We start from the raw sequence: 15,080 nt of genomic DNA on the forward strand, positions 1-15,080 counted from the left end.
CGCCTCTTCCCTGCCATGCGACCAACCCAAACGAGAATCGCCGTGCCCGGCAACGCGCTCGAATGCGATCAGATACGGCAACTAATGCAGTGTGGATTATTCCATCTGTCAAAAACTTGGGATAAAAGGCCGCGAACAATTCCACGGGGTATCCCATGAACCAGTCCGAAAGCGAAACCCAGGCACGTCTGCTTGCGCAGGCTCTGCCTTTCATGCAGCGTTACGAGAACAAGACCATCGTCGTGAAGTACGGCGGCCATGCCATGGGCAACCCCGAACTCGGCAAGGCTTTCGCAAGCGACATCGCGCTTCTCAAGCAATCCGGCGTCAATCCGATCGTCGTTCACGGCGGCGGGCCGCAGATCGGCGCGATGCTGACGAAGATGGGCATCGAATCGAAATTCGAAGGCGGTTTGCGCGTTACCGACGCCAAGACTGTCGAGATAGTCGAAATGGTGCTCGCCGGCTCGATCAACAAGGAGATCGTGGCGCTCATCAACCAGACGGGCGAATGGGCGATCGGCCTCTGCGGCAAGGACGGCAATATGGTCTTCGCCGAAAAGGCGCAGAAGAAGATCAAGGACCCGGATTCCAACATCGAGCGCGTGCTCGATCTCGGCTTCGTCGGCGAAGTGGTTGAAGTCGACCGCACGCTGCTCGATCTGCTCGCCCGTTCAGAAATGATCCCCGTCATCGCTCCGGTTGCTCCCGGCCGCGACGGCGCGACCTACAACATCAACGCCGACACCTTTGCTGGCGCGATTGCCGGTGCGCTGAACGCCACCCGCCTGCTTTTCCTGACGGATGTTCCAGGCGTTCTCGACAAGCAGGGCAACCTGATCAAGGAACTCTCCGTCGCACAGGCACATGCACTGATCGCCGACGGCACGATCTCCGGCGGCATGATCCCGAAGGTCGAGACCTGCATCGATGCGATCGAGGCGGGCGTCCAGGGCGTCGTCATCCTGAACGGCAAGACCGCCCATTCGGTCCTGCTCGAGATCTTCACCGAGCACGGCGCGGGAACGCTGATCGTTCCGTAACGGCGGTCTTTGCCATTCTCGGACGGGATGAATTCCCCTCCCCAACCCCTCCCCACAAGGGGGAGGGGCTTGCTGGGCGCACCCTCTCCACGAAACCGAAGCCTCTCGACAGACGCTGATAGTATGAGATGGCACAGAGGGCGCCACGAGTTAGCCCCTCGCCCTTGTGGGAGGGGTTGGGGAGGGGACTATTTCATAGCGTCCCGTAAACCGCCGCCGCTGCCTCTTTCAGCTTCTCCATCATCGCCCGATATGGTCCCGGTCCGTAGCTGACACGGGCGACGCCGAGCTTCGCCAGCGTCTTCACGTCAGGCGCACCCGGCCGCATCATGATGTTAACAGGCAGCGGCGACGCGGCGCAGACCTTCTCGATCAGCCCCTCATCGATCAGCCAGGGGACAAAGAAACCGTTGGCGCCGGCGGCAGCGTAGGCATTGCCGCGCTCGATCGCTTCCTCAACCAGACCGGCGTGCTTCGAAAGATCGCCTTCACGCAAGAACAGGTCGGTGCGTGCGTTGATGAAGAATGCCACGCCGCGACGGTCCGCCATCTCGCGGATGGCGCGAATGCGGGCGGCCTGTTTCTCGACCGGGTGCAGCCCTTCGCCGCCAACCACCTGATCTTCGAAATTGATACCGATAGCGCCGGCGTCGATCAGCTTTTCGACATTGGCGGCAGCGCCCGCCGGATCGGTGGAATAGGCGCCTTCGAAATCGACAGAGAGCGGCAGATCGTTGACCGCGGTGATCTGGCGCGTCGTGGCGACCAATGCCTCCATCGGGATCTTCTCACCATCGCCATAACCCTGCGCCGCGGCGACCGACCAGCTTCCCGTCGCCAGAGCCTTGGCGCCGGCCTCAGTCACGGCCTTTGCCGTTCCAGCGTCCCACACATTGTAGAGAACGACAGGATTGCCCTTCTGGTGCAGCGCGCCGAACGCACTCGCCTTTTCAGCCTGATTCATTGGATCTCCTCCATAAACAAAGTTCTGGTTTTCATCTCATTTTCATGTCGCAGAAGCCATTGCTTGCGCCAGAGGCCGCCACCGTAGCCGGTCAGCGACCCGTCGGCGCCGATCAACCGGTGACAGGGGATGACGATCGCCATCTGGTTTGCGCCATTGGCGCGGCCGACAGCACGCACCATCTGCGGGTTGTTCATGCCGCGTGCAATATCACCATAGGCTCGCGTCTCACCAACCGGTATGTCCACCAGCTTCGACCAGACCTCGCGTTCGAACGACGTGCCGAAACCGAGCGCGAGGGGTGTACGGAAGATTGCCGATTTGCCCGCGAAATAGGCCGTCACCTCGGCTTCGATCTGATCGATCGCCGGCGTGCGGCCAGCCGCAACCGAGGAACGCGTCTTGCGCTGCAGCTTCCCCAGTTCGGCAGGCAGCGCCTTCCGGTCGTGGAATTCAAGGAGATGCAGATGCGTTTGATCGGCCACGGCGACCATCGGGCCAAGCGGCGTTTCGAACCAATCGGCCAACAGAAGATCGCGGTTCTGGGACATGGCAGGCGCCTTGCCGATCAATCGCTGGAACGCGGCGCGGAAGCCGCTGCCCGATTCATAGCCCGCCTCGATCTGCGCGTCGATGACGCGCGCGCCGTTCGCCAGTTGCCTGGCCGCCTCGCCGAGACGCCGATAGCGGGCGATATCGAGAAAGGTCATGCCGAGGGATCGCTTGAACGCCCGCCGTACGGTCGAGGGATCATAACCCTGCGCGATCAGATCATCTTCCGTCCATCGCGCACCTGGATCGCCGTCAAGCGCCGAGAGCAGCTGGTCGACGATCGGCTCTCTGCTCGCCTCTTCCAATGGCCGGCACCGTTGGCAGGGCCGAAATCCCGACTGCATGCAGGTGGAGATGGAATCGTAGAACAGCGTATTCTCACGCTTCGGCTTGCGGGCCGGGCAGGTCAGACGGCAGAAGATGCCTGTTGTCTTGACGCAGACATAGGCGCGGCCCTCATAGGCCGCGCTGCGGGCAATCAGCGCATCGTAGAGCGCGTCGTCATTGGGCAGATCGAAGAGCATGAAGCGTTCTACCATCCCTTCCCGACTGCGTCCGCCGCAAATCGGGCGTCTATTTTTTCTTGCCGATTTCCTTGCGCAGCAAGCCGTGGCATAACGCGGCCATGACAAAGATTGAGCGCACCCCATCCAAGACAGATTTCTCTCACGTGACCGAGTGGGTTTTCGATCTCGACAACACGCTCTACCCGCATCACGTCAATCTGTTCGCGCAGATCGACAAGAACATGACGAGCTATGTCTCGACGCTGTTGCAGATGGAGCGGGACGAGGCGCGCAAGCTGCAGAAGCAGTATTACCTCGACCATGGAACGACGCTGCAGGGGCTGATGATCCATCACGGCATCGACCCCAACGACTTCCTCGAGAAGGCACATGCAATCGATTATTCGAGCCTGACCGCGCAGCCGGAACTGGGTGCTGCGATCAAGGCCCTTCCCGGCCGCAAGTTCATCTTCACCAACGGCAGTGTCAAGCATGCCGAAATGACGGCCGGTGCTCTTGGCATTCTCGATCACTTCGACGACATCTTCGATATCGTTGCCGCCGATTTCGTGCCGAAGCCGGCACAGGCGACTTATGACAAGTTTGCAGCCTTGAAGCGCGTGGAAACAGGCAAGGCTGCGATGTTCGAGGATCTGCCACGCAACCTCAAGGTTCCGAAGGCGCTCGGCATGCAGACGGTTCTGCTGGTACCGAACAACCTCGAGGAGACTGTCGTCGAATGGTGGGAAAAGACCAGCGGCGAAGACGACCATGTCGATTACGTCACCGACGATCTTGCTGATTTCCTTGGAAAGATTATCGGCTAAGTTACAGAAAGTTCACCCAGCTTACCGATCTTTAATTGGGCAAAATACGATATCGGCCCTACCTTTTCGTCTGTGATCCCAACGAGATTGCATACTGAAAGGAACTCAGATGTCTCGGAACAAGCTGATACTGGCCGCACTTTCCTCCGTCTTGATTGTCGGTGCTGCAGCCGGCAGCAGTTTTGCCGCGGCCGGCGACAAGCACAAGCATCCGCCGAAGCCGCATCATATGAGAATGATGGGCGGCGGACCGCCCTTGCCCATGATCCGTGAAGTCGTGTTCGTCCGCATGCTCCAGCAGTTCGACACGAACAAGGACGGCCAGATTTCCAAGGATGAAGCGAAGACCGGCATGGAAGCAATCTTTGCCGCGATCGACACCAACAATGACGGGTCGCTGACCCCCGGCGAAATCCGCAAGTATCGTGAAGCGCAGATGGCGAAGGCCAAGGCACCCGACGATGACATGACGTCGGATGACGGAGCACCCGCGCCGCCGCCGGCCGACGCCGACACTGCCCAGCCTGCCCCGCCTCCGGGTGGACCTGATGGTGGCCCCGGCCGCCACGGCATGCGCGGCGGTGGCATGATGCGCGAAATGATGATGATGCAGCGCATCGATACCGACGAAAACGGCCAGATTTCCAAGCAGGAAGCCGAAGCCGCCTTCGAGAAGTTCTTTACGTGGATGGATCGCAACAAGGACGGCGTGATTTCGATCGCCGACATGCCCGATCGCCCGTTCCCGTAAGCAATCGCTTACCGAAAACGGAGCCCGCCGCGACCAGCGCGGCGGGCTTTTCTTATTCGTGATGCTCGTAGAAGTCCTGGATGATCTTCCAGGCTGCATCGGCCGTATCGACGAAGCTGATGAGATTGACATCATCGGGCGCGATCGTGCCGAACTCGGCCAGCGCCTCGAAATTGATGATGCTGCGCCAGAATTTTTCCCCGAAGAGAATGAGCGGCATCTTCTCCATGCGGCCCGTCTGGATCAGCGTCAGGCACTCGAAGAACTCGTCGAGCGTGCCGAAGCCACCGGGAAAGACGGCAATCGCCTTGGCGCGCACCATGAAGTGCATCTTGCGGATGGCGAAATAGTGGAAATTGAAGCTGAGCTCCGGCGTCACATAGACGTTCGGCGCCTGCTCGTGCGGCAGCACGATGTTGAGACCGATCGACGGCGCGCCTTCGTCGGCGGCACCACGGTTGCCGGCTTCCATCACGCCCGGACCGCCGCCGGTAACGACGACATACTCATGGAAATCGAAGCCGGCCGAATATTTCGAGCATAACCGGGCGAACTTGCGCGCTTCGTCGTAATAGACCGATGCGGCTTCCAGATTGGCGCGCTGCGTCTCGTTGCGCGCGGCCCAGGCGCTCTGGCCGGGTGCCGGGATACGGGCACCGCCGAACATGACGACGGTCGATTTGATGCCGCGTTCCGTCAGCAGCATTTCCGGTTTCATCAATTCAAGCTGCAGCCGGATCGGGCGCAGCTCCTCCCGGCAGAGGAAATCTTCGTCGGCATATGCAAGGCGATAGGCCGGCGACAGCGTCTGCGGTGTCTTCGGCACCGCCTCGGCGCGCTGCCTGTCGGTTTCGCTCGTCTTCAACGGATCCCAGACGCCATCCTTGCGCCTCAGCCTGCCGTTCCTTCCCTTTGCCATGTCGAAATGCCTTTCAGTACCGCCGGCAGCCTCTGCCGGTATGTCGTTTCATGCCGTTGATCGGGAGAGTGATCCTGTCCCGAAAAATCATTCCATTTTACCCGTGCATGCGATAGAGCAGATCGCACCCCGCCTATCACAATTCCCGGAGGCTTCGGTCTCCACGATAAAGATCGAAGTTTAAGGAATTCCCATGAGCGCCACCGACCTTTCTTCCCTCGAAAAGACCCTCGAAGCCGCATTCGACAACCGCGACAACGTGAACACCTCGACCAAGGGCGAAGTTCGCGATGCGGTCGAAACCGCGCTCGAACTTCTCGATGGCGGCAAGGCGCGCGTTGCAGAACGCGGCAGCGACGGCGTCTGGAAGGTCAATCAGTGGCTGAAGAAGGCCGTTCTCCTGTCCTTCCGACTGAACGACATGGAAGTCGTCAAGGGCGGCTCGGGGAACTCGACCTGGTGGGACAAGGTGCCTTCCAAGTTCGAGAACTGGGGTGAGAGCGAGTACCGCTCCGCCGGCTTCCGCGCCGTTCCGAACTGCGTCGTGCGCCGCTCGGCATACATCGCGAAGAACGTCGTGCTGATGCCGTCCTTCGTCAACCTCGGCGCCTTCGTCGACGAGGGCACGATGGTCGATACCTGGGCGACGGTCGGCTCCTGCGCGCAGATCGGCAAGCATGTGCATCTTTCGGGCGGCGTCGGCATCGGCGGCGTGCTTGAGCCGATGCAGGCCGGCCCGACGATCATCGAAGACAACTGCTTCATCGGCGCCCGCTCGGAAGTCGTTGAAGGCTGCATCATCCGCGAGGGCTCGGTGCTGGGCATGGGCGTCTACATCGGCAAGTCGACCAAGATCGTCAACCGCGCCACCGGCGAAGTCTTCTACGGCGAAGTACCGCCTTACTCGGTCGTCGTCGCCGGCTCCATGCCGTCGGGCAATGCCACCATGCCGAACGGTCTTGCCGCGCCGCATCTCTACTGCGCCGTAATCGTCAAGACGGTCGATGAGAAGACCCGCTCGAAGACCGGCATCAACGAACTGCTGCGCGACTGATACTGCTCGAACGGTCGGCGATGACGCGTCAACGGATGTGCGTTGCCGGTCGCTGACAGCCGGACGATGTGCCGGCAAAATCGACGGCACATTCCAACAGGGCGGCCGCGCCGCCTTGCCTTTTCTTTGCCACTACCGCCGGATAATTCCACTGCCATGACCGCTACCGATCCCGTCGCCAATCTGCAGACCCTGATTCGCTGCCCGTCCGTCACGCCAGCCGAAGGCGGCGCGCTTTCGGCGCTCGACGCGATGCTGTCGCCGCTCGGCTTTAAGGTCGACAAGGTGACGGAAACGGAGGCGGGAACCCCCGATATCGAAAACCTTTACGCCCGGCTCGGCAATGACGGACCGCACCTGATGTTTGCCGGGCATACGGACGTGGTTCCGGTTGGCGACGAAGCCGCCTGGACCCATCCTCCCTTTGCCGCCGAGATCGCTGGTGGCGAACTGTTCGGCCGCGGTGCTGTCGACATGAAGGGTGGCGTTGCCTGCTTTGTTGCGGCGGTCGCGCGCCACATCGAAAAGCACGGCGCGCCCAAAGGCTCCATTTCGTTCCTGATCACCGGTGACGAGGAAGGTCCTGCAGTCAACGGCACCATCAAGCTGCTCAAGTGGGCCGCCGAGCGCGGCGAGCGCTGGGATGCCTGCCTCGTTGGCGAGCCGACCAATCCCGACAAGCTCGGCGACATGATCAAGATCGGCCGTCGCGGCTCGGTGTCTGGCAAGATCACCGTGCACGGTGTGCAGGGACATGCCGCCTATCCGCATCTCGCCGACAATGCCGTGCGCGGCATCCTGCAACTGACCCAGGCGTTGATGGACCCGCCATTCGACACCGGCACCGACAATTTCCAGCCGTCCAATCTCGAAGTGACGACCATCGACGTCGGCAATCCGGCGACGAACGTCGTACCCGCGAAGGCGATGGCGAGCTTCAACATCCGATTCAACGACACCTGGACGGCCGACAGCGTGCAGCAGGAGATCCTGCGCCGCCTCGATGCCGCAGCCGCCGACGGCGCGCTGAGACCCGGTCGCGCGCCGCTCAAATACGACATGGTCTGGGCCGAGCGTCCAAGCCATGTCTTCCTGACGCGCAACAATGCGCTGATCGCTTCGCTCTCTTCGGCAATCGAGGGCGTGACGGGCCAGTCGCCGAAGCTTTCCACCACGGGCGGGACCTCCGACGCGCGTTTCATCAAGGAATACTGCCCCGTCGTGGAATTCGGCCTTGTCGGCCAGACCATGCACATGGTGGACGAACGTGTCGCCGTATCCGATCTCGAGCGGCTGACGGTGATCTACGAAACGTTCATCGAGCGCTGGTTTGCGAATGCCGGGCTTTAGGGAAGTACAATATTATCTGGCCGGGATCTGGCTGCTGATCCGCATGGATCCGCGCGGTTTCCGCTTTCTCGACATGTCCGAGCGCGGCGCCAATCGCTCCTTCTGGGCGATCTTCTGGTGCCTGCCGCCGATGGGGATCTCGTGGCTCTGGTGGCGCCAGGCCTTCCTGCAGACCATGCCGCCGAATACCGACGTCGGTCTGCTCTTCTACTTCCGCCTTGGGCTTGTCGAGGGTGTCAACTGGGTCGTGCCGCTGATCCTTGCGGGATTACTGCTGCTTGCCTTCAAGAAGGGGGAGCGCTTCGCGCCGGTCATCGTCAGCGTCAACTGGCTCGGTGTACCACTCGCCTATATCAACGGGCTGCTGCTGGCGCTGGTGTTCTTCGTGCCCGGCCTCGTCGGCCTCGTCTCGCTGCTGCTGCTTGCCTTCATGCTCGCCCAGGTCTTTGCGATCGCCCGCATCCTGCGGATGATCTTCTTCGGCAACGGCCTGATGGTCGGCGCCCTGACGCTGGTGCTGCTGGTGCCGTCGCTGATGCTTTCGGAATATCTTCAGCGCTTCCTCGGCATCTATCCGGTCTGAGCCTCTGCCAGCTATTTGCCGTGGACGATTTCGCCGTCTTCCTTGGTGAAGATGCCGATGGTGGCATTCGGCAGGATATCCAGCACCGCCTCCGATGGCCGGCAAAGCCGGACGCCCTTTTCCGTGACGACGATCGGGCGATTGATAAGGATCGGGTGCGCGATCATCGCGTCCAGCAGTTCGTCGTCGCTGAGCGATGGATCGCCCAGTCCGAGCTCCTCATAAGGCGTACCCTTCTGGCGGAGCAGCGCGCGGACCGGGATATTCATCGCCGCGACCAGCTCGACCAAGCGTTCGCGTGTCGGCGGGGTCTTCAGGTACTCGATGACCTCGGGCTCCTCGCCGGATTGGCGGATCATGGCAAGCGTGTTGCGCGAGGTGCCACAGGCGGGGTTATGATAGATCGTCGTCGTCATTGCGTGCCTCCGCGTCCCTGCGGCGATCGGTGATCACCTCGGGATAATCGACCTGCATGAAATAGAGCCCGTCGGGCGGCGCGACAGGGCCGCACGCCTTTCGGTCGCGAGCTTCCAGCGCGGCGCGCACATCAGCGGGCGTCCACTTGCCCTCGCCTGCGAGCTTCAGCGTCCCGGCAAACGAGCGGATCTGGTTGTGCAGGAAGCTCTGCGCCGTGGCACGGATTTCGATGAGTTCGCCGCTGCGGCTGACGTCCAGCCGGTCGAGCGTGCGAACGGGGCTGTTGGCTTGGCAATGAGCGGAGCGGAACGTCGTAAAGTCATGATTGCCGACCAGCGTCTGCGCGGCGGCGTGCATCGCCTCATGATCCAGGGGCTTTGGAACCCACCATGCCTTGCCGGCCTCCAGCGCCAGCGGCGCGCGGCGGCTGATGATCCGATAGAGATAGTGGCGACGCTGCGCGGAAAAGCGCGCATCGAAGAACTCGCTGACGCTCTCGACATCGATGATCGATACGCGCTCATGCGCCATCCTCAGATGCGCGTTCAGCGCATTCTGCAGCTTGAAGGGCGCCCATGATTTGGCGAGGTCGGCGTGGATCACCTGCCCCATCGCATGCACGCCGGAATCGGTTCGTCCGGCGCCACGGATCGAGACGGTTTCACCGCTCGCCGCAAGGATGGCCTTCTCGATCGCCCCCTGGACAGAGGCGCCATTGTCCTGACGCTGCCAACCGACATAGGGCCCGCCGTCATACTCGACGATCATGCGATAGCGATGCATCAGGACAGCCTCGTGCCTGCCGGCAGCGGCGTGCCACGCAGGAAATCAGCTGCCGGCAACGGCTTGCCGCCGGCCTTCTGCAGCTTCGTCAGCCGAACGGCGCCTGAGCCGCAGGCGACCACGAGATCATCCGTCAGCAATTCACCGGATACACCGGTCCCTTCCGCCCGCTCGGAGCCGAGCACCTTCACGCGCTCCGGCTTGCCACCGATGGCCACCTCGAACCAGGCGCCGGGGAATGGGGCTAGTGCGCGGATATGATTGTGAACCGCGGCCGCATCCCTGGAAAAATCGATACGCGTCTCGCCCTTGTCGATCTTGGCTGCGTAGAGCGCGCCTTCGTCCGGCTGGGGCGTCAGCGTGAGAGTGCCCATTTCCAGCTCGACCATCGCTTCGGCCATGGCCTTGGCGCCGGTGTGCATGAGCTTGTCGTGCAGTTCGCCGCCCGTCATGTTCGGAGCGATCTCGACTTCGCGAGTCAGCGCGACGGCGCCGGTATCCAGCCCCTTGTCCATCTTCATGACCATGATGCCGCTCTTGTCATCGCCCGCCATGATCGCCCGCTGGATGGGAGCGGCGCCGCGCCAACGCGGCAGCAGCGAGGCATGACCGTTGTAGCAGCCATAACGGGTACCGTTCAGGACTGTTTCGGGCAGGAGTAGACCGTAGGCAACGACGACGGCGACATCGGCCTTGTGCGCGGCAAAACGCTCGCGTTCTTCCGGATCCTTGAAGTTGACCGGGGTGAAGACAGGAATGCCCATAAGCTCGGCGGCCTGATGCACCGGCGATTTCTGCAGATCGAGACCCCGACGCCCACCCGGGCGCGGTGGCTGGGTATAGACCGCCAGAATCGTGTGGCCGGCGTCTGCGAGCATGCGCAGCGTCGGAACGGAGAACTCGGGCGTGCCCATGAAGATGATGCGAAGAGACATTGTATGCCGCCAATTCCTGGCTCGAGGCCAACCTTGAAGATCAGCCGCCTTCAAACGGGTTTACGAGCTTGAGATCAAGCCCTTCGAAGTCTTTTGTGTTGCGCGTGGCAAGCGTGGCGCCATGCGCGAGGCAGATCGCGGCGATCATGGCGTCCTGCACCGAGATCGGCCGCCCGACGGATTCCCGGCGGGCGAGGAGTTTGCCTATTTCAATTATCATCTGCCGCTCGAGCGCAAGGGTACGTCCGCTGTAGGCGGCCAACAACTCGTCGAGCATGTTCTTATATCGCAATGACCCGGACCGAAGCCAAAAGCGCTCGGCGCCGAAGGATTGCTCCATGATGGTCACGTCGGTCAGGTAGAGATACGACACGCTTTGCGCCGCGAACCAAGCTTCGACGAAGAGGCTTGGCTTTGGTTTGGTCGTCTCGGATATGACGTTCGTATCCAGAACAATCATTCGAGACCTTCGAACGGGCGTCCGAAATTCTTCTTTCGCTCCGCTTCGATCTCGTCCATGATTTTCGCGTATTCCTCGGCTTCGCGTGCTTCCGCCTCGTTCTTCGGTGCAAGGATTTCGCGCATGGCGTCCCATGCCGACCGAGCCGGCGCGTCCGCGCCTGGCGTATCGAATATCGCTTTCTGCAAGAGGCTCTTCGCCTCGTCGGAAAGGCTGTTGCCGTTTTTCTCGGCGCGCAGCGCGATATCGCGCTTCATCGCGTCCGAGATGTTGCGGATCAGAAGATCACCCATTGGCACCTCCTATTTGATATCACTGATATCATAGAATGGCCGATGGGGTGTTTTCAACCGGCCGCTCAGAGAGCCTTGGTGGACTTCGCCGCCTTGGTGAACTTCTTGATTACCATCTCTCGCTTGAGCCGCGAGATGTGGTCAATGAAGAGCACGCCGTTCAGGTGGTCGATCTCGTGCTGCAGGCAGGTGGCGAGGAGGCTGTCGGCTTCGACCGTCTGCTCCTTGCCGTCGCGATCGAGATAGTTGACGGTCACCGTCGCTGGGCGCTCGACTTCGGCATAGTAGTCCGGGATCGAGAGGCAACCCTCTTCGTAGACCGAGCGCTCGTCGGACGAATTGACGATCTCGGGATTGATGAAAACGAGCGGCTGCTTCTCTTCGCCTTCGCGCGCGACATCGATAACCAGCATGCGGCGCGGTACGCCGATCTGGATCGCGGCAAGGCCGATGCCTGGGGCATCGTACATCGTCTCAAGCATGTCGTCGGCAAGACGCTGGAGATCGCTGTCGACGCGTTCGATCGGCTTGGAAACCTGACGGAGCAGCGGGTCGGGAAGAATGATGAGTGGCTTGATGGTCATGGCGTTCCCCATAACCCATCTTTTTGCCCGATGGAATTATCCGGAAGCAGGAGGCGGCGCTTTTTTGCGCTGCCTCCCGAATTTCACCGCATTTTATATCAGGCGGCCCGGCGAGCGGGTGCCGATCCCATACGAGTGCTGTCGCCGGTGCGGAAACGCTGCAGCAGACCGACAAGGCTTTCCACCTCGCTTCTCAGGCGGCGGGTTTCGGCGGAGGTGCGCTCGACCATGCCGGAGTTCTGCTGGGTGATGGTGTCCATGTTGCGGATGGCAACGCTGACTTCGTTGACACCGGTTGCCTGATCGCGGGCGGCGGCAGCGATATCGGCCACGAAGCTGTTGATGATATCGATGCGTGTGATCATGTCGTTCAGCGCCTCGCCGGTGCTGCTGACGATATCAACGCCCTCGTTGACCTGGGTCGAGCTTTCCGAGATCAGGTTCTTGATCTCCTTGGCTGCGTCGGCGGTGCGCTGCGCCAGCTGGCGGACTTCCTGCGCGACAACGGCAAAGCCTTTGCCGGCTTCCCCGGCGCGCGCTGCTTCGACGCCGGCATTCAGGGCAAGCAGGTTCGTCTGGAAGGCGATTTCATCGATCACGCCAATGATCTTGGCGATCTCGGTCGAGGACTTTTCGATACCGGCCATCGCGGAGACGGCGCTGGTCACGAGTTCGCCGGAGTTCTTGGCCTTCTGCTGCGTCTCGCGCACGGCGCCGGATGCCTTCTCGGCATTGGCGGCCGTCTGGCCGACGCTGACGGAGAGCTGCTGCAGGGCAGCCGAGCTTTGCTCGACGCCAGCCGCCTGCTGCGCCGTACGCAGGGCGAGATCGTCCGATCCCTTGGCGATTGCGTCGGTTCCCTGCAGGATTTCACCGGACGTTGCCCGAACCGAGGCAAACGACGTGCGCAATGCGGCAACGGCGCGGTTATAGTCGTCGGCCATGTCCTTGAAGTTGCCCGGCAGATCCGGCAGCGTTGCCTCCAGATCACCGTTCGACAGAGCCTCGAGGCCGCGACGAAGATGCGTCAGGGCCAGTGCCTGGTCCGCTTCCGCCTTCGCACGCTCTTCCTCGAGCTTCAGGCGCTTTTCTTCCAGCGTTTCGAGGTAGACGGAGATGGAGTAATCCATGTCGAGCATGGCGGCCTTGACCACGGCGGAGAGCTTTTCCGCAAGGATCTTGCCCTGCTGGCGCGCGAACATCGACGGCCACTGCTTTTCCATCAAACCCTTGATGAGATCACTCATCAGCAGGGCATAACCGCCGATATACCAGCGGGGCTCGAGGCCGATGCGCGCATGCGTGCGGCCGACGGCCATGACGCCCTTGACATAGGCTTCATCGAAATTGCCACCGGCCAGATTGGCCCAGTGATCTTCCTGGCGCTTCTTGGCGTGGTTCATATGCGCCTTGTCGGCGAAGAAGCTGGCGACGGCCGGCGTCTTTGCCAGCTTACCGTAGAACTTGTCGAGTGCACCGCTGAGCAGATCGGAGATCGTCGGGCGCATTTCGCGCAACGACGCCCGGGCCCCATCATCCAGCTCGATGAAATCGAGGCGTTGCTTGAGGGCGTTGTCGGCTGGCTGGCTGCTCATGATATCTCTGCTTTATGATTGGTGCTGAAAGAGAAATTTGAGCAGAGCTTTTGCCGAATATAGTTTCGCAAACGTTAAATAAGCATCCGAATTGTCGACTAGTGGATTGCTTCGGTTCACGATTTCCATCATCGGACCAGCTCAATGTTCACGTTTTGATCTAGCCAAGTCTGGCGAGTTTGCTATGCTGACGCCATGAACGCTACCCCCGACTCGTTTTCAGCCATCCTCTCAGAGATCAATCCTGTCATGCTGGCGCTGGCTGGCGGCGCAATTGCCGCCGTGATCGTGCTGATGCTCGTTTTCCTCATGCGCAGCAGCCAGTTGCGGCGGGAGCAGGCTGACGAAGCGAGCCAGCGCGCCATGGAGGCCGATGCCCGCATGGCCGAGCTTCTAAAGATCCAGGCCGAGATGCACGGCCGCATGTCGACGATGGCGGAGGTGTTCGGCTCTCGCCAGGCGGAACTCAATCAGGCGATCAACCAGCGCCTGGACGGAATGTCGCAGCGGGTCAGCACGACGATCACCGAACAGACGAGGTCGACACACGAGAACCTGCAGCGGCTGCAGGAGCGGCTGGCGGTTATCGATGCCGCGCAAAACAACATCCAGACGCTGGCCAAGGACGTGGTCGGTCTGCAGGCCATCTTGTCGAACAAGCAGACGCGCGGCGCCTTCGGCCAGTCGCGCATGGAAACGATCGTCGCGGACGGCCTGCCGATGGGGGTCTATACCTTCCAGCACACGCTTTCCAATGGATCACGCCCGGACTGCACCATTCGCATGCCGAATGGCGCGCCGCCTCTGGTCATCGATGCGAAATTCCCCCTGGAGGCATGGAATGCCATTCGTGACGCGGGTGGTCCCGACCAGGCAAAGGTCGCAGCACAGCAGTTCCGCCGCGACATGGAAACGCATATCCGCGATATCTCGGAGAAATACCTGATCCAGGGCGAGACGCAGGACACGGCATTCATGTTTGTCCCGTCGGAATCGATCTTCGCCGAAATTCACGAAAACTTCGAAGCGATCGTGCAGAAGGCACACCGTGCGCGGATCGTCATCGTCTCGCCATCGCTGTTGATGCTGTCGATCCAGGTCATACAGGCGGTGCTGAAGGATCAGCGCATGCGGGCGCAGGCGCATGTGATCCAGGGCGAAGTCGCCAATCTGATGGACGATCTGGGCCGGCTCGATGAGCGGGTGCGCAAGCTGCAGGGCCATTTCGCTATGGCGCAGAAGGATGTCGACATGATCGTCACTTCGGCCGACAAGCTCAACAAGCGCGGCGCCAAGATCGAGGCGCTGGAATTCGAGGGCGGCGACGGCGGCAAACCTGATCGCGACAGCGAGACCGCGACGAAATCCGTCGAAAGCCGCACCGGTCTCCTCAAGCTCAGGGTAGTTGACGACGAGTGAGCCCTTCGGGCAGTGTCGCCGCCAAAGAAGCATCGGACGGGACAC

The 15,080-nt window shown here is 61.3% G+C and carries 17 protein-coding genes; 7 read left to right on the plus strand and 10 right to left on the minus strand.

Annotated elements, in window-relative coordinates; translation table 11 throughout:
• Positions 1 to 155 precede the first annotated feature (155 nt).
• A complete protein-coding gene (argB, locus tag QTL94_RS02765; protein WP_289800516.1) occupies positions 156 to 1,043 on the plus strand; it encodes an acetylglutamate kinase in 888 nt (295 codons plus the stop codon).
• Positions 1,044 to 1,236: 193 nt separating this feature from the next.
• On the opposite strand, the gene QTL94_RS02770 is transcribed toward argB, so the two are convergent.
• Together QTL94_RS02770 and QTL94_RS02775 are read right to left on the minus strand one after the other, a co-directional pair.
• On the minus strand, positions 1,237 to 2,007 hold the full coding sequence (locus tag QTL94_RS02770; protein WP_289800517.1) for an isocitrate lyase/PEP mutase family protein: 771 nt from the start codon (positions 2,005 to 2,007) through the stop codon (positions 1,237 to 1,239).
• Positions 2,004 to 3,083: a bifunctional transcriptional activator/DNA repair enzyme AdaA gene (locus QTL94_RS02775; RefSeq protein ID WP_289800766.1), complete on the minus strand. Its 1,080-nt coding sequence runs from the start codon at positions 3,081 to 3,083 to the stop codon at positions 2,004 to 2,006. Before QTL94_RS02775 ends, QTL94_RS02770 begins: the two co-directional genes overlap by 4 nt.
• A gap of 101 nt (positions 3,084 to 3,184) precedes the next feature.
• Between QTL94_RS02775 and QTL94_RS02780 the strand changes: the two genes are divergently transcribed.
• Together QTL94_RS02780 and QTL94_RS02785 are read left to right on the plus strand one after the other, a co-directional pair.
• Positions 3,185 to 3,892 carry a pyrimidine 5'-nucleotidase gene (locus tag QTL94_RS02780; protein WP_113520349.1) on the plus strand — a complete coding sequence of 236 codons (708 nt, stop codon included), beginning with the start codon at positions 3,185 to 3,187 and terminating at the stop codon, positions 3,890 to 3,892.
• 109 nt (positions 3,893 to 4,001) lie between these two features.
• Entirely contained in the window at positions 4,002 to 4,643 is a 642-nt protein-coding gene (locus QTL94_RS02785) for an EF-hand domain-containing protein (protein ID WP_289800518.1), read from the plus strand.
• Positions 4,644 to 4,695: 52 nt separating this feature from the next.
• On the opposite strand, the gene QTL94_RS02790 is transcribed toward QTL94_RS02785, so the two are convergent.
• Entirely contained in the window at positions 4,696 to 5,562 is an 867-nt protein-coding gene (locus tag QTL94_RS02790; protein ID WP_289800519.1) for an LOG family protein, read from the minus strand.
• A gap of 193 nt (positions 5,563 to 5,755) precedes the next feature.
• Between QTL94_RS02790 and dapD the strand changes: the two genes are divergently transcribed.
• From dapD to QTL94_RS02805, 3 genes are all read left to right on the plus strand, one after another.
• Positions 5,756 to 6,616, plus strand: a complete 861-nt coding sequence (gene dapD / locus QTL94_RS02795; RefSeq protein WP_289800520.1) for a 2,3,4,5-tetrahydropyridine-2,6-dicarboxylate N-succinyltransferase — start codon at positions 5,756 to 5,758, stop codon at positions 6,614 to 6,616.
• Between the two features lie 156 nt (positions 6,617 to 6,772).
• Positions 6,773 to 7,966: a succinyl-diaminopimelate desuccinylase gene (gene dapE, locus QTL94_RS02800; protein ID WP_289800521.1), complete on the plus strand. Its 1,194-nt coding sequence runs from the start codon at positions 6,773 to 6,775 to the stop codon at positions 7,964 to 7,966.
• Positions 7,953 to 8,549 carry a hypothetical protein gene (locus QTL94_RS02805; RefSeq protein ID WP_289800522.1) on the plus strand — a complete coding sequence of 199 codons (597 nt, stop codon included), beginning with the start codon at positions 7,953 to 7,955 and terminating at the stop codon, positions 8,547 to 8,549. The genes dapE and QTL94_RS02805 overlap by 14 nt, the downstream gene beginning before the upstream one ends.
• 11 nt (positions 8,550 to 8,560) lie before the next feature.
• Here the strand turns inward: QTL94_RS02805 and arsC are convergent, their stop codons facing one another.
• The 7 genes from arsC to QTL94_RS02840 all read right to left on the minus strand — a co-directional run bounded on the left by arsC (position 8,561) and on the right by QTL94_RS02840 (position 13,616).
• On the minus strand, positions 8,561 to 8,965 hold the full coding sequence (gene arsC / locus QTL94_RS02810) for an arsenate reductase (glutaredoxin) (RefSeq protein WP_065689317.1): 405 nt from the start codon (positions 8,963 to 8,965) through the stop codon (positions 8,561 to 8,563).
• A complete protein-coding gene (gene truA / locus QTL94_RS02815; protein ID WP_065689316.1) occupies positions 8,943 to 9,749 on the minus strand; it encodes a tRNA pseudouridine(38-40) synthase TruA in 807 nt (268 codons plus the stop codon). The genes arsC and truA overlap by 23 nt, the downstream gene beginning before the upstream one ends.
• Positions 9,749 to 10,684 carry a methionyl-tRNA formyltransferase gene (gene fmt, locus QTL94_RS02820; RefSeq protein WP_065689315.1) on the minus strand — a complete coding sequence of 312 codons (936 nt, stop codon included), beginning with the start codon at positions 10,682 to 10,684 and terminating at the stop codon, positions 9,749 to 9,751. The genes truA and fmt overlap by 1 nt, the downstream gene beginning before the upstream one ends.
• Before the next feature lie 40 nt (positions 10,685 to 10,724).
• Positions 10,725 to 11,144, minus strand: a complete 420-nt coding sequence (locus QTL94_RS02825) for a type II toxin-antitoxin system VapC family toxin (RefSeq protein ID WP_065689314.1) — start codon at positions 11,142 to 11,144, stop codon at positions 10,725 to 10,727.
• On the minus strand, positions 11,141 to 11,437 hold the full coding sequence (locus QTL94_RS02830; RefSeq protein WP_065689313.1) for a FitA-like ribbon-helix-helix domain-containing protein: 297 nt from the start codon (positions 11,435 to 11,437) through the stop codon (positions 11,141 to 11,143). Before QTL94_RS02830 ends, QTL94_RS02825 begins: the two co-directional genes overlap by 4 nt.
• Positions 11,438 to 11,502: 65 nt before the next feature.
• Positions 11,503 to 12,021 (minus strand): peptide deformylase, encoded by a 519-nt coding sequence (def, locus tag QTL94_RS02835; protein WP_065690186.1) that lies wholly within the window; start codon positions 12,019 to 12,021, stop codon positions 11,503 to 11,505.
• A gap of 98 nt (positions 12,022 to 12,119) precedes the next feature.
• The gene (locus QTL94_RS02840; RefSeq protein ID WP_065689312.1) at positions 12,120 to 13,616 is read right to left on the minus strand and encodes a globin-coupled sensor protein; all 1,497 of its coding nucleotides are present in this window, start codon (positions 13,614 to 13,616) and stop codon (positions 12,120 to 12,122) included.
• 195 nt (positions 13,617 to 13,811) lie between these two features.
• Here QTL94_RS02840 and QTL94_RS02845 point away from each other — a divergent pair, with 195 nt between their 5' ends.
• Positions 13,812 to 15,035 carry a DNA recombination protein RmuC gene (locus QTL94_RS02845; RefSeq protein WP_289800523.1) on the plus strand — a complete coding sequence of 408 codons (1,224 nt, stop codon included), beginning with the start codon at positions 13,812 to 13,814 and terminating at the stop codon, positions 15,033 to 15,035.
• Positions 15,036 to 15,080: the final 45 nt, after the last annotated feature.

Origin of the sequence: Rhizobium sp. S96, assembly GCF_030382195.1 — a bacterium.
Classification (GTDB): domain Bacteria; phylum Pseudomonadota; class Alphaproteobacteria; order Rhizobiales; family Rhizobiaceae; genus Rhizobium.

Bases quoted from the DNA above. Each gene is read 5' to 3' on its own strand.
- def (WP_065690186.1), bottom strand. From the start codon at position 12,021: ATGACCATCAAGCCACTCATCATTCTTCCCGACCCGCTGCTCCGTCAG.
- dapD (WP_289800520.1), top strand. From the start codon at position 5,756: ATGAGCGCCACCGACCTTTCTTCCCTCGAAAAGACCCTCGAAGCCGCA.
- QTL94_RS02790 (WP_289800519.1), bottom strand. From the start codon at position 5,562: ATGGCAAAGGGAAGGAACGGCAGGCTGAGGCGCAAGGATGGCGTCTGG.
- QTL94_RS02825 (WP_065689314.1), bottom strand. From the start codon at position 11,144: ATGATTGTTCTGGATACGAACGTCATATCCGAGACGACCAAACCAAAG.
- QTL94_RS02845 (WP_289800523.1), top strand. From the start codon at position 13,812: ATGAACGCTACCCCCGACTCGTTTTCAGCCATCCTCTCAGAGATCAAT.
- arsC (WP_065689317.1), bottom strand. From the start codon at position 8,965: ATGACGACGACGATCTATCATAACCCCGCCTGTGGCACCTCGCGCAAC.
- QTL94_RS02775 (WP_289800766.1), bottom strand. From the start codon at position 3,083: ATGCTCTTCGATCTGCCCAATGACGACGCGCTCTACGATGCGCTGATT.
- QTL94_RS02805 (WP_289800522.1), top strand. From the start codon at position 7,953: ATGCCGGGCTTTAGGGAAGTACAATATTATCTGGCCGGGATCTGGCTG.
- truA (WP_065689316.1), bottom strand. From the start codon at position 9,749: ATGCATCGCTATCGCATGATCGTCGAGTATGACGGCGGGCCCTATGTC.
- QTL94_RS02830 (WP_065689313.1), bottom strand. From the start codon at position 11,437: ATGGGTGATCTTCTGATCCGCAACATCTCGGACGCGATGAAGCGCGAT.
- QTL94_RS02770 (WP_289800517.1), bottom strand. From the start codon at position 2,007: ATGAATCAGGCTGAAAAGGCGAGTGCGTTCGGCGCGCTGCACCAGAAG.
- QTL94_RS02780 (WP_113520349.1), top strand. From the start codon at position 3,185: ATGACAAAGATTGAGCGCACCCCATCCAAGACAGATTTCTCTCACGTG.
- QTL94_RS02840 (WP_065689312.1), bottom strand. From the start codon at position 13,616: ATGAGCAGCCAGCCAGCCGACAACGCCCTCAAGCAACGCCTCGATTTC.
- fmt (WP_065689315.1), bottom strand. From the start codon at position 10,684: ATGTCTCTTCGCATCATCTTCATGGGCACGCCCGAGTTCTCCGTTCCG.
- argB (WP_289800516.1), top strand. From the start codon at position 156: ATGAACCAGTCCGAAAGCGAAACCCAGGCACGTCTGCTTGCGCAGGCT.
- dapE (WP_289800521.1), top strand. From the start codon at position 6,773: ATGACCGCTACCGATCCCGTCGCCAATCTGCAGACCCTGATTCGCTGC.
- QTL94_RS02785 (WP_289800518.1), top strand. From the start codon at position 4,002: ATGTCTCGGAACAAGCTGATACTGGCCGCACTTTCCTCCGTCTTGATT.